The organism is Ralstonia pickettii, from assembly GCF_030582395.1.
Lineage (GTDB): Bacteria > Pseudomonadota > Gammaproteobacteria > Burkholderiales > Burkholderiaceae > Ralstonia > Ralstonia pickettii_D.
Genome location: NZ_CP104382.1, coordinates 924,653 through 939,212 on the forward strand (window position 1 = coordinate 924,653; position 14,560 = coordinate 939,212).

Below are 14,560 nucleotides of genomic sequence, written 5' to 3' on the forward strand. Positions count from 1 at the left end.
ATCAAATGTGATTGACGGTATGCTAGACAACCGCGCTTCAAGAAACTATAGACGTTTATTGAAAGTTAAATTCCGAAAATGGAATCATGCTCGACGATCTGGCCCTCTTTGTATCCATCGTGGACCACGGCAGTCTCCAGGCCGCAGCGCGTCACGCCAACCTGCCGCCCGCCACGCTGACACGGCGCCTGCAGAAGCTCGAGACAGCGCTGGGTTGCCAGCTTCTGCTGCGCAGCGCCCGCAGCCTGAAGCCGACACCGGAGGGCCAGCTGTACTACGAGCAATGCCGCCCGCTTCTGACCGCGCTTGCGCAAACCACGGCCACGCTCGACGACGGCCTCAACCAGGTCAAGGGCACCCTGCGCGTGCTGGCGCCATTGAACCTGTCACGCGGGCTGCTCGCACCCGCGTATGCAAGCTTCATGGCGATGTGGCCGGACATCCGCCTGGAGCTATTGCTCAGTAACCGCAATGAAGACGTGTGGCGGCATGGCGCCGATCTGGCCATCCGCGTCGGCCAGCAGGACGACCCGAAGCTGCGACAGCGGCGGCTCGGTGTGATCGGGATGGTGCTGGTGGCGTCGCCTGCGTACGTGGCCGCGCATGGCGCCCCCACGCATCCGCATGAACTTCAGGCGCATCGGCTGCTGGTGTCGTCGCCGCTCTCGACATGGCGCTTCACCTCACCGGATGGCGAGGAAACCATCGAACTGCAGCCCCATGGACGCTGCGACCTGAACGACATCGAACTGGGCGTGACGCTGGCTGAAACGGGCCTCGGCCTGCTGTACTGTCCGCACACGCTCTGCCACCAGGCGCTGGAGGCCGGCCGGCTGGAGCGCCTGCTGCCCGATTGGCGTACGCCGCAGCGCCCCATCTACGCGGTGTGGCCGCAACAACAGTTGCCGCGCAAGGTGCGGACGTTGCTGGAGCATCTGGCAGCTTTCACTGCAGCCACGCCGCTGTTGCAGGCCGACCCACCGGCGAGTGCTTCAGGCACTGCTTGAAACGGGTAAAAACACGCGTTGTCGCAGCGCCCCGTTACCTCGTAGGCTGCAGAGATTGCACCGCATCCCTTTTCCAGGAGGCCTCTCGATGCACAACAGCCACGTGGTGCGCTCCGGCAACATTCGGCTGCATGCCCGCATGACGCTACCGTCCGACCATACTGCGCAGCAGCGCCCTGCCATTGTTCTCGTGCATGGCTACCCGGACGACAGCTCCGTCTGGCGCGGCGTGCGCGATACGCTGGCGCGCGACCGTCGGGTGCTGACCTTCGACGTGCGCGGCGCCGGCCTGTCCGATGCGCCCGCAGACACCACCGGTTACCGCATCCCCCAATTTGTCGACGACCTTGCCGCTGTAGCCGATGCCCTGCTGCCAGGTGAGCGCTTTCATCTGGTCGGGCACGACTGGGGCTCCATCCATAGCTGGGAATCGGTGACGACGGACCGCCTGCGCGGGCGCATCGCGTCGTACACGTCGATCTCAGGCCCGTGCCTGGACCACGTCGGACATTGGATGCGTACGCAGCTCGATGCCGGCACATTTGCAGCCAGGCGTGCAGTGTGGAAGCAGCGGCTGCAATCCTGGTATGTGGGGTATTTCCACTTGCCGCTGGTGCCCGAATGGTCGTGGCGGCTGTGGGTCGCGCGCGCCTGGCCGTGGTGGCTGCACAAAACGGAAGGCATCCGCATCGAGACCCAGCGACCGACACTTGTGCGCGATGCCTGCAACGGCGTGCGCATGTATCGCGCGAATTTTCGCGACCGCCTGGCCCGTCCTCAGGCGCGCGCACCGCATGCGCCCGTGCAGCTGATCGTCCCAACGCGTGACCGCTATGTCAGCCCCGCCGTTACGCGCGCTGTGGAAGCCTGGGTGTCGCATTACTGGCGCCATGAGGTCGACGCCGGGCACTGGCTGCCACTGCGTCGCCCCGACTGGGTTGCGGACTGCATCCGCCGCTTTGCCGACTACGTCGAATCAGGCCATGAGCCGGCCGAATTGCGTCACGCGCGTGTGGCCGGCACGCGGGTGCCGGCCTGATCCAGGCAGCGCGTTACTTTCCGCCTTCGTCCAGCCAGCGCTGGTGATACTCCTCCAACAAGCGCTGCAGCGTTGCACCAATGCGGATGTAGTCCGGCTCGTTCAAGTTGGCCAGCGACACGCGCACCGACGGGTTAAGTGCCCCAAAACCATTGCCGGGCAGCAGCACCACGCCACTCTCCTTGGCCAGGCGGAATAGCACATCCGCCGGTTTCGTCTTGGTCTTGAACCACTGCACGAATGCTTCGCCATAGGTCTTGCGGCCTACCACTTCGGCATCAAGGATGTTGTAGTACGCGACGTCATTCTCGTCAGCCTCACACTCGATACCGATCGCCTGGTACAGGGCCGCCTTGCGCCCGCGCACCAGGCGCTTGACCGCAGCCTTGTAGGCGTTCGGCTGATCCATCAGGGCGTACAGCGAGAACAGCGCCATCTGCACCTGTTGCGGCGTCGACAAGCCTGCCGTGTGGTTGAGCGCCACCGTCCGACTATCCGCAACCAGACGATCGATGAACTTGAGTTGGTCCGGCTCGGTCGTGATGGACGCATAGCGCTGGTGCAGGATCTTGCGCTTGTCTTCGGGCAGCGCAGCCAGCTTATCGTCCAGCACGTTCTTTTCATGCGTGGCGATGGTGCCCAGGCGCCAACCCGTCGCCCCGAAGTACTTGGAGTACGAATACACCAGGATCGTGTTGTACGGCGCCACTGCAAACAGCGAGACAAAGTCGTCCGCAAACGTGCCGTACACATCGTCGGTCAGGATGATGAGATCGTTGCCGGCCTCGTGGCGTTCGTCCACGATGGCCTTAAGCTTCTTCAAGCCGTCCTTGGAAATCTTCACCGACGGCGGGTTGCTGGGGTTGACCAGGAAGAACGCCTTCACGCTCGGGTCGCGAAGCTTGTCGAGTTCTTCATCGGTGTATTGCCAGCCGTCGAATGGGTCTGCATTCAGCTTGACCTCGACGAGTTGGAAGCTGTTGAGTTCCGGAATCTCGATGTACGGCGTGAAAATCGGCATGCCCAGCGCAATCTTGTCACCGGCACTGAGCAGGAAGTTCTCCTGGAGCGTGCTGAACAGATACGTCATCGCTGCCGTACCGCCCTCGACGGCAAACAGATCAAACTGGCCGACAAACGGCGCACTGCCGATCATTTCCTGCTTCAGATAGCGCGCAGCAATCTGCTCACTGATCTTCAGCATGCGATCCGGCACCGGATAGTTGCAGCCGAGAATGCCGTTCACCATCTCCGCCAGAAAATCCTCGGCGGAAAGGCCCAGTTGATCGCGTACGTACGACACCGCGTGATGCAGAAACTTCACGCCCGGCACATCTGCGTTGCGGCGAGCAAAGCTTTCAAAGCGCGCCTCAAAACCTTCCTTGGTCGGGATGCCGCCAATCCTCTCGGCCAGGAAAGAAAACGAGCGTTCGGACTCCTCCAGTGCGAACAGGCCCAGCTGGAAGAAGCCATGCCGCGGCTCCAATGCCAGGAAGTTCGGATTGCCGCGCCCGGCATTGAGCATGATGCGTTGCGAATCGCTCTGCGCAAGCTGGATCAGCACGTCCTTCAGTTCGAACGGGCTCAGTTGCCCAAGGGCTTCCAGTTCCTTGGATTTTTGCGTCGGATTGGTGGTCATCGCAGATTCCCGTGGATGCAGCGTTGGCGAAGGAGAGCCCACCACGCGAGCAGCAGGCCGAAGAGACGCTCAGGCGAAGGCGATCACAAGCGGACCCAGCAGGGTCAGCAGCACGTTCGCGAGCGCATAGGTAATGGCAAAGGGAATGGTCGGCACACTGCTCTCGGCTTTCTCCAGCACGCCGCCAAACGCGGGGTTGGCTGAACGCGCGCCCGACAGCGCACCCGCCAGCACGGCTACATTGTCGTAGCGGAGCACATAACGGCCGAACAGGTAGGTCAGGATCAACGGCACCATCGTGACGATCACGCCGGCAACGAAGATCGACACGCCGCTCTTCTGCAGAGTCGCCCACGCCTGCGCGCCAGAGCCCAGGCCCACACAGGCGACAAAGGCGGCCAAGCCCATGTCCTTGAGGATTTGCGACGCTGCGTTGGGCAACTGGCCGAAGGTGGGATGCTTGCCGCGCAGCCAGCCAAACACCAGCCCCGAGAGCAGCGCCCCGCCCCCACTCCCCAGCGTCAGCGGTATGCCGCCTACCTTTGCCACCAGCGTACCGATCAGCAGGCCGACCAGCACCCCCAGCCCAAGGTAGACGAAGTCCGTCTTGTCGCCCGGCGGCACGGGATAGCCGACTTCGGCGGCCGCGCGCTTGATGTCGGACGGTGCGCCGTGCAACGTGACGACATCACCGTGCAGCATGACGGTGCCGTCCAACAGCGGCACAGTCTTACCCATGCGCGTGATGCGCGCGATGTACACGCCGTGCTTCATATCGCGTGTGGCTTGTGCCTTCATCTCGCCCAGCGTCTTGTGGCTTGCACCCTTGCGCGTGAATACGACATCGCGCACCTGAAGTGGCTGATCCATGTCGGAAGACACGGTGGACTCGTCGCCAAGCAGCGTCCAGGCCTTGGCTGCGGCTTCGCGACGGCCGATCAGCAGAACGCGATCGGCGCGCTGCAGTTTCAACGCCGGCTCAATGGCGATTTCGTCGCCGTTGCGCAAGATGCGCTCGATGGTGATGCCGTCGTCCAGTGTGGTCTCGACTTCCTCCACGGTCTTGCCTGCGCCCGTGGTCACGTCATACACGCGTCCGACCAGTGCCGGCAGCGAGGCCACCTCGCCCTGCTCGAGCGGGCGCCTGCCTCCGGCCATTTCCAGCTCGGCTTTCTTGGCATCATCGCGCAGCTCACGCCCCATCAGGCGCGGCAGAATGTTCACGCACATGATGATGGCGCCCAGGCTGCCGAACACGTACGTCACTGCATAGCCGATGGCCACATTCGACTGCAGATGCGCCACCTCGTCGGCCGGCAGGCCCATGCGTGAGAGGGCATCGCCCGCGGTGCCAATGACTGCCGACTGTGTCATGCCGCCCGCCGCAATGCCGGCGGTCAAGCCCTTGTCAAAGCCGAACAGCTTGCCGCACACGAGAATGGTGACCAAGCCACTCACCGCAAGAAACACCGCCATGGCGATCTCGCGCAGCGTGCTGCGATTGAGGGAGCTAAAGAATTGCGGCCCGCTTTCGTAGCCGACCGCGTAGATGAAGAGCGCGAACATGATGCTCTTCACGCCGGAATCGATCGTCACGCCAAACTGGCTGATCAATACCGCGGCAATCAGCGATCCGCCCACCCCGCCGATTTGAAATTTGCCGAAATTGATCTTGCCGACTGCGTAGCCAATGGCAAGCGACAGAAAGAGCGCTGTCTCGGGCACGCTCTTGAACACGCTGTGAATCCAATCCATGGCAGCGACTCTCCGGAAAATCTTAGAGGCTTGTCTGGTTGAGCAGACAAACAGACATCGCGTAAGGCGCCACCCCGTGTGCCGCTCAACACGCCCGTGGACGTTAGAGGCTGCACATGAATGATGTCAATTTCACAAAACTTAACTGTCAGAGCACATATTCAACACATTGCATTAGAAGATTGCGCCCAACGCAAACGTTGACGTGCATGTAACACGCTGTAATCATCGACCGCCACAACGCTGACGGCGCGTCATGACCTGACGCCCGGACGGCTCGAGCCGCCGCTTCGCGTAAACCGCGTAGTCGGCCGTCGACACAAGAAACAGGGACAAGACGATGAAAAGCAAGGTCGTGGTGTACGGCCCGCTCTACGGGAAGTGGTACGCAATTCTGGTCAACGACGGTGTGGCCGCCGAATCAAACCAGTTTGGCTCGTACGAAGCCGCCATGGGCTTCGCCTCACGCCGTTATCCGGAGCTTGAGCAGGAGCGGCAGCCTTACGCGCGCGGCCGCGAGGAAAGCGAGAACGGCAGCGACAGCCGGGAAGCTGCGCCCATTTGAACCGCGAACATGCCGGGCGGCATTTGCGCCGCCCGTGCCGGCCACAGGGTTAGTGGCCTGTGCCGCAAAAGCGGCCGGCGATCCATTCGAAGACGCTGCCTTCGCGCAGCGAGCGGCTTTGCGCCTCGTCGCCGTAATGGATCTGGTAAAGCGGCTTGCCGGTAGCGTTGCGCGCGCGATAGAGCGTTTGTGCAATCACTGTGTAGCTATGTCGCGCGCAGTCGAGCACGACCTGTTTGACCGACGAACGGATCGGCTGCCCATCTGCTGTCTTGATCGTGAAGTCGGGCAGCACGTTGCGCAAGAGCCGGAAGTGCACGGTGTGCGAATTGGCATCGGCCGCGGCACCGGGCTGCGGCTTGACCGATTGCCGATCGATATACGAAACAATGCCGTTGATGCTCTCGAAGCGGCGCCACCGGGAATCGGCGGAGGATGATTCGAGGGCGGGTGGCGCATCGGCCGAAACGGCTTGCGCGGCCCCCGTCGGCGCAGCGGCCGACGCAGAAATGGTTTGTGCGGATACGGGCATCGCTGCCCACTGCGCAGCAACCAGAGCGGTCGCCGCGATGGCGCTTTGCCAGCGCCAGCCTCCTGTCTTCATGGGGTGTCTCGCCTTGCTGCAAAAAACTGAGCGGGCGATTCTACCGCGCTGGCGCAACCGCTTACGTCACATCTGGTCGACGGGTTCGGCAACGTCCACGCCGGCAAAACGCAGATACAGCGTGCGCAGCGCCTGCGTGAGCGGGCCCGGCTGGCCGCTGCCGATCTGCACGCCGTCGATGGACACCACCGGCATCACAAACGTCGACGCGCTCGTGTAGAACGCTTCGGCGGCTTGCTGAGCTTCGGCCACGGTAAAGGTGCGCTCTTCCAGCGTCACGCCATATTCGCGTGCCAGCGCCAGGATCGACACACGCGTGATGCCCGGCAGCACGGCGTTCGACAGCGGACGCGTGATCAGCCGCTTATCGGCGGTGATGATGAACGCGGTCGACGACGCGCCTTCGGTCACCCGTTCGCCGTCGGTCATCCAGGCTTCGTGCGCGCCGGCGCGGGCGGCGATCTGCTTGGCCATCACCTGCGGCAACAGGCCCACGCTTTTGATGTCGCAACGCTTCCAGCGCAGATCGGGCACCGTCACCACAGTTGCGCCCTTCTTTGCGAGCGGGCTGTCGACGATGGACTTGACCTGCGTGAATGCCACGGCCGTCGGCGAGATGTCAGCCGGTATGCCGAAATCGCGCTCGGCCACGCCGCGCGTGACCTGCATGTAGACCACACCCTCGTCCAGCCCATTGCGCGCCACCAGCTCTTCGCACACGCGCGTCCATTCCGCGTCGGTGTACGGGTTGTCGATGCCGATCTCGGACAGCGATCGTGTCAGGCGGGCGAGGTGCGCGTCGTTGTCGACGAGCTTGCCGCGCGCCACGGCGGTGACTTCATAGATGCCATCGGCAAAGGTGAAGCCGCGATCCATGACGGAGACGGTGGCTTCGGCGGCCGGCACGTATTGGCCGTTCAGGAAGATGATTCGCGACATGCTCGGAGAGAGGATTCAAGTGTGGGCGGGACTGCCCTGCCAACGAATCTACAGGATACGTGCGCGATCCTGCGAATACCGATGTGTGCCCACGTTATGCGAAAACGGCATGATGCGCGAAACCGCTCCGTTAAACTCTGCCGTTTTCGTCCGACCGCGCACCCATGTCCGAAATCACCATCCGCCCGATCGTCGCAGACGACCTGGCCGGCATCCTCGCCGTGCAGCAGGCCTGTTACGGCGAGGGGTTTCTAGAACCGGGCGATGCGCTTGCCAGCCGCTGGGCGCGCAGTCCGGCCCTGTGCCTGGTCGCCTTGCGCGGCGGCGAGGTGGTCGGCTACCTGCTTTCGCATGCGTGGCATGCATGGACACCGCCCAAATTGCACGTGCCGCTGCCTGTTGCGGATGCGGCCGATGTGCTCTGGTTCGTTCACGACATGGCCATCGCGCCTGCCGGTCGGGGCCAGCGTTTGGGGGAGCAGCTTTACGCAATCGCATTGGCCAGCGCCCACGCTCAAGGGCTGCGCGAATCGCGGCTGGTGGCCGTGCAAGGCGCGGATGCCTTTTGGCGCCGCCTTGATTATCAGTCGGCCGATCTGGATGAAGGCGCGTTGGCCACGCTGCGCACGGTTTATGGCGAGAAGGCGTATCTAATGGAGCGCGCGTTGCCGTGAGCGGCCAGCGAGGCACTTCGTTACAATTCGCAACACCCGTATATCTTCTGTAAGACTGCGCGCATCCGGTTCAACTACAGTGCGATGTCTTGAGGAATTCCCACATGCATAAGAACTTCGCGCTGTACGTGCTGGCAGCCGCTGCGGCGCTGTCCTCGCCGTTGGCCGTGGCGCGCGTCAATGTCGATATTGGAATCGGCGTGCCAGTGGCGCCCGTCTATGTCGAACCCGCACCGGTCTATGCCCCGGCGCCGGTGTACGCCCCGCCCCCGCCGCCGGCCTACTATGCACCGCAACCCGTTTATGTCGCGCCGCAGCCGGTCATTGTTGCCCCCGGCTACTACGACGATGGGCGCGGCCGCGAATGGCAGGAACGCCAATGGCGTGAACAACGCTGGCGCGAGCGTGAATGGCGCCGGCACCATCGTCATGACGACGACGATTGATCCGGCTCCCCGCAGCGCTCAGGCGGCCTTCTTCGCCAAGCCCAGGTAGGTTTCGATCACGCGGGGGTTGACGGCCAGTTCCTGCGCAGGGCCTTCGAGCGTCATGTCGCCCGTTTCCAAGACGTAACCGTAGTCCGCCACCTGCAGGGCGGCACGTGCGTTCTGTTCGATCAACAACGTTGCCACGCCGGTTTTGCGCAGGTCGCTGATGATGTGGAAGATCTCTTTGACGATAAGCGGCGCAAGACCGAGGCTCGGCTCATCCAACATCAGCAACTGTGGCTTGGCCATCAGCGCGCGGCCCACGGCGAGCATCTGGCGCTCGCCGCCGGAAAGCGTGCCGGCTTCTTGCGCGCGACGCTCTTTCAGGCGCGGGAACAAGTCGTACACCACCTCCATCTGGTCGAGATAGTTGCGCTCACCCGCACGCTTGCGGCGGTACGCGCCCAGCACGAGGTTGTCTTCCACGCTCATGGTGGCAAACAGCTCGCGCTTTTCCGGGACGAGGCACATACCGCGTGCCACGCGCTTTTCCACCGGCAGACCAGTCAGGTTGTGACCGAGATACGAGACCACGCCGCTGGCCGAGCCGGTCGTTGGCAGCGCACCCATGACGGCGCCAAGCATGGTCGATTTGCCTGCGCCGTTCGGGCCGATGACCGTCACGATCTGGCCCGACTCCACCTTCAGGCTGGCGCCGTGCAGCGCCTCTACCTTGCCGTAGCGGACGTGCAGGTCCTTCACTTCCAGGATGACTGACATGCGCGTTCTCCTTATTCCACGCCGCCCAGGTAGGCTTCCAGCACCGCGGGGTTCTGCTGCACTTCCTGCGGCAGCCCTTCGGCAATCTTGGTGCCGAATTCCATGACGACCAGCCGATCGGTGAGGTTCATGACGAAGTCCATGTCGTGCTCGACCAGCAACACGCTCATGCCTTCGGCTTTCAGCTTGGTCAGCAGCGCGGCCAGCGCCTGCTTTTCCTTGTAGCGCAGGCCCGCGGCGGGCTCGTCCAACAGCAGCAGCGCGGGGTCGCAGCACAGGGCACGGGCGATTTCCAGAATGCGCTGCTGGCCCAGCGCAAGGCTGCCGGCTTCCTGATACATGCAATCGGCCAGACCCACGCGCTCCAGTTGACGGCGCGCTTCGAACAGCAGCTTCTGCTCTTCGGCCTGGTTCATGCGCACCACGCTGGCGAGCACCCCGCCTTGCGCCGAAAAATCGCCGCGCAGGTGGGCGCCAAGGGCCACGTTTTCCAACACGGTCATGCCCGACAGCAATTGCACATGCTGGAAGGTGCGGCCGATACCGCGTTTGACGATCTCGCGCGATGGCTTGCCGCTGATGCGCTCGCCACGGTAGAGCACCTCGCCACGCGTGACAGGCAGCACGCCCGTCACCAGGTTGAAGGTGGTGGACTTGCCGGCGCCATTGGGGCCGATCAGGCCGATGATCTCGCCGGCTTTCACCTGGAAGCTGACATCGTTCACGGCAACCAGGCCGCCAAATTCCTTGCGTGCAGCGCGCACGTCGAGGATCAGCTCACCGGCTTGGGGCTTCTCGCGCTGCTTCAGTGCCGGTGCATCGTCGGGTGCGCGCGCCGTCGGAGACGATGGAAACAGCTTGCGGATGAACGGCCAGACGCCATCGCGCACGTACTGCAGCAACAGCACGAGCAGCACGCCGAACACGATGATTTCGAAGTTGCCGTTGGAGCCGAGCAGCTTCGGCAGGATGCTCTGCAGGCTGTCTTTCAGGATGGTCAGCAAACCCGCGCCAAGCACCGCGCCCCACACGTGGCCCACGCCGCCGACCACCGCCATGAACAGGTATTCGATGCCGTAGTTGAGGCCGAATGGCGTCGGGTTCACCGCGCGCTGCAGATGCGCATAGAGAAAGCCCGAAATGCAGGCCAGCACCGCCGCAAACACGAAGATCACCACCTTCATCCATGCGGTGTTCACCCCCATCGCCTCGGCCATCGTGCCGCCGCCCTTGAGCGCGCGGATGGCGCGGCCTGGGCGCGAATTCAGCAGGTTCTGCACCGCCAGCACCGCCACGACAACGACAGCCCAGATCAGGTAGAACATCTCGCGGCCGGTCTGCAGCGATTTACCCAGCACGTTCAGCACCGGAATGCCGTTCAGCCCGTCGTACTTTCCCAGGAATTCCAGGTTGCCGAACAGGAAGAAGAGCGACAGGCCCCACGCAATCGTCGCCAGCGGCAGGTAATGCCCCGACATGCGCATCGTGATCAGGCCAATCACGTAGGCGCTGACCACCGTGATCACCAACCCGGCCAACAAGCCGATCCACGGCGAGACACCGTACTGCGTTGTCAGATAGGCGGTGCTGTATGCACCGAGGCCAACGAACGCCGCTTGCCCGAACGAGGTCAGCCCGCCGACACCCGTCAGCAGCACGAGTCCCAGCGCGACAAGGCTATAGAGCCCGATGTAGTTCAGCAGCGTGATCCAGAACTCGGGCGTGGGCACGATCGGGATCAGCACGAGCACGACCACGAACAACGCGGTCAGCACGCGGTTGCGCGAAAGCCAGCCGCGCTGCGCCGTGCCTTCGGAAGATTTGGTCAGCGTGTTCATCGGCTTATTCCTCTTCCTCGACATGCTTGGTGGTGAGCGATCGCCACAGCAGCACCGGAATGATGAGCGTGAACACGATCACCTCCTTGAACGCCGACGCCCAGAACGATGAATACGACTCCAGCAGCCCCACCAGAAGCGCACCCAGCGCGGCCACCGGATAGCTCACGAGCCCGCCCACGATGGCTCCAACGAAGCCCTTCAATCCGATCAGGAAACCGGACTCGTAGTAGACCGTGGTCAGCGGCGCAATCAGGATGCCGCACAGCGCGCCGAGCGCCGCCGCCAGCGTGAAAGCCAATCGCCCGGCCTGTGTGGTCCCGATGCCGACCAGCCGCGCACCCAGCCGGTTCACCGCGGTGGCCCGCAGCGCCTTGCCCGAGACCGTGCGGCCGAAGTAGAAGTACAGCGCCACGATCATCAGCACCGATACAGCCACCACCCAAAGGCTCTGGCCCGACACACTGAGCGCGCCCAGATCAAAGCGCGCATCGGAAAACGCCTCCGTGCGCGAGCCTTCTGCGCCAAACATCACGAGGCCCAGGCCGACCATCGCAAAGTGCACGCCCACCGAAACGATCAGCAGCACGAGCGTGCTGGCTTCGGCCAAGGGCTCATAGGCCAGGCGGTAGATCATGGGGCCCATCGGAATGACGATCAGCAGCGTCAACGCCACCTGCGCAAGCATGGGCAGCGTCATCGGGCCCAGCATGCGAGCGGCGACGTACACGGCAACCGGAAAAACAAGGTATTTGCCTGCATAGACGGCGCCCGTGCGCAGCGCATGCAGGCGCAGTTCCGGTTGCAGCAGCGTACGCCCCATCTCGACCAGGAACGTCAGGACGCCCAGCGCTACAAGCATGCTGGCGGACAGCGGCGCCTTGTTGGCCTGGATGGCAGCCAGCGTGAGCGCGCCGTACGCGACGAATTCGCCCTGCGGGATGAAGATCACGCGCGTGACGGAAAACACCAGCACGAGCGCCAGTGCCAGCAGCGCGTAGATCGCGCCCGATGTCACGCCGTCTTGCGCCAGGATGGCGGCAATCGACAAATCCATGAAGCTCCTCGTTCTTGTAATCGTGGAGTTCGCGCCGGATGTGAGCCGGGCGAGGGGGCGCCACGCGTTACGAGATAGTAAATTTCTTACGACAGGATGAAATTGGCGACAACCCTAACGCACCGCCCTGCTTCGACGGCTGCCGGCTTTCGCAGGGCGTTCCGCGGGTGCCTGCAGCATGGCAGACAAGCGCATCACGAACGTGCGCAACGTGTGCTCCAGCTCGCCGCCGCGCTGCGCGTTAAACAGCGGTTGCAGGTTCAGCGCGATCAACACCAGCACGAGCTGCCCGCGTGCACCGAACACCGGCAACGACAGCGCGTTCACGCCCGGCAGCAGGCTGCCCGACACCCACGATGCGCCTTCAGTGCGGACGTCTTCGCACAGGCGGTAGTAATCCGTCAGAGACCGCGGCAAACCGGGGAGATCGTCACCGGCACGCTCGTGCAGTTCGCGTTCCACCAAGGGCAGCGTCTGTTCCATCGGCTGATAGGCGCCAAACAAGCGGCCGGTGGCGGAATTGAGCATCGGCAGGACGTCGCCAATACGCAGGTTCACACCCGGCGCACCACCCGCCTTCTCCCAATGCACGACAGTTGGGCCGCGATCGCTCCACACGGCAATGCCGATGGTGTGACCGGTCTGGTCTCGCAGGCCGGCCAGCAACGGCCGCGTGCGGACGATGGCATCGGAACGGTTGAGGCTGGCCAGGCCCAGGCGAAGCGCAAACGGGCCGAGTTCGTAGCGGCCGGTCAGCGGATCTTGCGACACCGCGCCCACGCGCTGCAGGCTGACCAGATAACGATGCGCCTTGGAGGGATGCATACCGGCGGCGCGCGCGAGATCGCCGAGCGCCATTGCCCGCATGGCACGCGTGAGCGCCACGAGTAATTGAGAGCCGACTTCGATGGATTGGATGCCCGAACGGTCGCGGTTTGCGCGCGCGTCTTCTGCATCGCCATCGGTGGGCAGGTCGTCTTCGACTTCCGTGGTCTCCATGTCTCGGGGCGTATTGGCTGGACGGGGCCGACAAAGTGCTGCGAGCGTAGCACGCAGCAACGCGTAGGCGGCCGTTTTTGATTTTTATGCATTGTATAAGCAATGCTTCTAACCATAATCAACGTATACCCTAGGCGCGTCTCCAGACCGTGCGGTCTATGATTGCCAGCGTTCGGCATGGCTTGCCCTCAGCCCAACCCAACGCAGGCTTCCCGAGCCACGCATGTTGAAACGTAATTCCCCCAACCGTAATCCACTACACCAGGAGTGACAGAATGGCCAAAGCCTTCGCCTCGCAAGCCGACCTCGAGGCCAAACAAGTCACCTTCACCCAGCTCTCCCCCAACGCTTACGCTTATACAGCCGAGGGCGACCCGAACTCCGGCGTCATCATTGGCGACGACTCGGTGCTGATCGTCGACACCACCGCCACGCCCGCGATGGCGCAAGACCTGATCGCACGCATTCGCGCCATCACCGACAAGCCGATCAAGCACGTGGTGCTGTCGCACTATCACGCGGTGCGCGTGCTGGGCGCGTCGGCCTACTTTGCCGAGGGCGCACAGAACATCATTGCCAGCCGCGGCACGTACGAAATGATCGTCGAGCGCGGCGAGGCCGATATGAAGTCCGAAATCGAGCGCTTCCCGCGCCTGTTTGCCGGCGTGGAAACCGTGCCGGGCCTGACGTGGCCGACGCTGGTGTTCGAGCGCGAGCTGACACTGTTTCTGGGCAAGTTGGAAGTGAAGATCCTGCACCTCGGCCCCGGCCACACGAAGGGCGACACGGTGGTGTGGATTCCGTCGCAGAAGGTGCTGTTCTCCGGTGACCTCGTCGAGTATGACGCCGCCTGCTACTGCGGCGATGCGCAGCTCGAAGAATGGCCCGCCACGCTGGATGCACTGCGCGCGCTCGGCGCCGATAAGCTCGTGCCCGGCCGCGGCCCCGCGTTGCTCAATCCGGGCGAAGTCGAGAAGGGCCTCGCTTATACACGCGATTTCGTGTCTACGCTGCTGCAACGTGGCAAGGAAGCCGTCGCGCAGAAGATGGACCTGAAGGCCGCCATGGCGCATACCCGCGCGGCCATGGACCCGAAATTTGGCAGCGTCTTCATCTATGAGCACTGCCTACCGTTTGACGTGACGCGCGCCTTTGACGAGGCCAGCGGCATCAAGCACCCGCGCATCTGGACCGCCGAGCGCGACAAGGAAATGTGGGCCGCCCTGCAAGGCTGAA

Annotated in this window: 14 protein-coding genes; 6 read left to right on the forward strand and 8 right to left on the reverse strand. The window is 63.3% G+C overall.

The window, feature by feature from the left end; translation table 11 throughout:
- Positions 1–86 precede the first annotated feature (86 nt).
- Positions 87–1,007 carry a LysR family transcriptional regulator gene (locus N5B55_RS20835; protein WP_304539912.1) on the forward strand — a complete coding sequence of 307 codons (921 nt, stop codon included), beginning with the start codon at positions 87–89 and terminating at the stop codon, positions 1,005–1,007.
- A gap of 88 nt (positions 1,008–1,095) precedes the next feature.
- Positions 1,096–2,046, forward strand: coding sequence for an alpha/beta fold hydrolase (locus N5B55_RS20840; RefSeq protein ID WP_304539913.1), 951 nt, complete (start codon positions 1,096–1,098; stop codon positions 2,044–2,046).
- A 13-nt stretch (positions 2,047–2,059) separates the two neighbouring features.
- Here N5B55_RS20840 and N5B55_RS20845 read toward each other — a convergent pair whose 3' ends face one another.
- Both N5B55_RS20845 and aspT read right to left on the reverse strand, forming a co-directional pair.
- Entirely contained in the window at positions 2,060–3,685 is a 1,626-nt protein-coding gene (locus N5B55_RS20845) for a bifunctional aspartate transaminase/aspartate 4-decarboxylase (RefSeq protein WP_065855370.1), read from the reverse strand.
- Positions 3,686–3,754: 69 nt separating this feature from the next.
- Positions 3,755–5,440, reverse strand: coding sequence for an aspartate-alanine antiporter (aspT, locus tag N5B55_RS20850; protein ID WP_304539914.1), 1,686 nt, complete (start codon positions 5,438–5,440; stop codon positions 3,755–3,757).
- 340 nt (positions 5,441–5,780) lie between these two features.
- Between aspT and N5B55_RS20855 the strand changes: the two genes are divergently transcribed.
- Positions 5,781–6,005, forward strand: coding sequence for a hypothetical protein (locus tag N5B55_RS20855; protein WP_009239764.1), 225 nt, complete (start codon positions 5,781–5,783; stop codon positions 6,003–6,005).
- Positions 6,006–6,054: 49 nt separating this feature from the next.
- Here the strand turns inward: N5B55_RS20855 and N5B55_RS20860 are convergent, their stop codons facing one another.
- Entirely contained in the window at positions 6,055–6,609 is a 555-nt protein-coding gene (locus N5B55_RS20860; RefSeq protein ID WP_304539915.1) for a surface-adhesin E family protein, read from the reverse strand.
- Positions 6,610–6,675: 66 nt separating this feature from the next.
- Positions 6,676–7,548, reverse strand: a complete 873-nt coding sequence (locus N5B55_RS20865; protein ID WP_304539916.1) for a D-amino-acid transaminase — start codon at positions 7,546–7,548, stop codon at positions 6,676–6,678.
- 164 nt (positions 7,549–7,712) lie between these two features.
- On the opposite strand from N5B55_RS20865, the gene N5B55_RS20870 reads away from it, so the two are divergent.
- Positions 7,713–8,222 (forward strand): GNAT family N-acetyltransferase, encoded by a 510-nt coding sequence (locus N5B55_RS20870; protein WP_304539917.1) that lies wholly within the window; start codon positions 7,713–7,715, stop codon positions 8,220–8,222.
- A gap of 104 nt (positions 8,223–8,326) precedes the next feature.
- Positions 8,327–8,668: a hypothetical protein gene (locus N5B55_RS20875; protein ID WP_154207656.1), complete on the forward strand. Its 342-nt coding sequence runs from the start codon at positions 8,327–8,329 to the stop codon at positions 8,666–8,668.
- Positions 8,669–8,686: 18 nt separating this feature from the next.
- Here the strand turns inward: N5B55_RS20875 and N5B55_RS20880 are convergent, their stop codons facing one another.
- The 4 genes from N5B55_RS20880 to N5B55_RS20895 form a co-directional block, all read right to left on the reverse strand.
- Positions 8,687–9,430 carry an ABC transporter ATP-binding protein gene (locus N5B55_RS20880; RefSeq protein WP_304539918.1) on the reverse strand — a complete coding sequence of 248 codons (744 nt, stop codon included), beginning with the start codon at positions 9,428–9,430 and terminating at the stop codon, positions 8,687–8,689.
- Positions 9,431–9,441: 11 nt separating this feature from the next.
- Positions 9,442–11,268: a branched-chain amino acid ABC transporter ATP-binding protein/permease gene (locus N5B55_RS20885; RefSeq protein ID WP_304539919.1), complete on the reverse strand. Its 1,827-nt coding sequence runs from the start codon at positions 11,266–11,268 to the stop codon at positions 9,442–9,444.
- A gap of 4 nt (positions 11,269–11,272) precedes the next feature.
- Positions 11,273–12,325 carry a branched-chain amino acid ABC transporter permease gene (locus N5B55_RS20890; protein ID WP_009239770.1) on the reverse strand — a complete coding sequence of 351 codons (1,053 nt, stop codon included), beginning with the start codon at positions 12,323–12,325 and terminating at the stop codon, positions 11,273–11,275.
- 114 nt (positions 12,326–12,439) lie between these two features.
- Positions 12,440–13,324, reverse strand: a complete 885-nt coding sequence (locus N5B55_RS20895) for an IclR family transcriptional regulator (protein ID WP_304539920.1) — start codon at positions 13,322–13,324, stop codon at positions 12,440–12,442.
- 275 nt (positions 13,325–13,599) lie between these two features.
- Here N5B55_RS20895 and N5B55_RS20900 point away from each other — a divergent pair, with 275 nt between their 5' ends.
- Positions 13,600–14,559: an MBL fold metallo-hydrolase gene (locus N5B55_RS20900; protein ID WP_116576286.1), complete on the forward strand. Its 960-nt coding sequence runs from the start codon at positions 13,600–13,602 to the stop codon at positions 14,557–14,559.
- Position 14,560 lies beyond the last annotated feature (1 nt).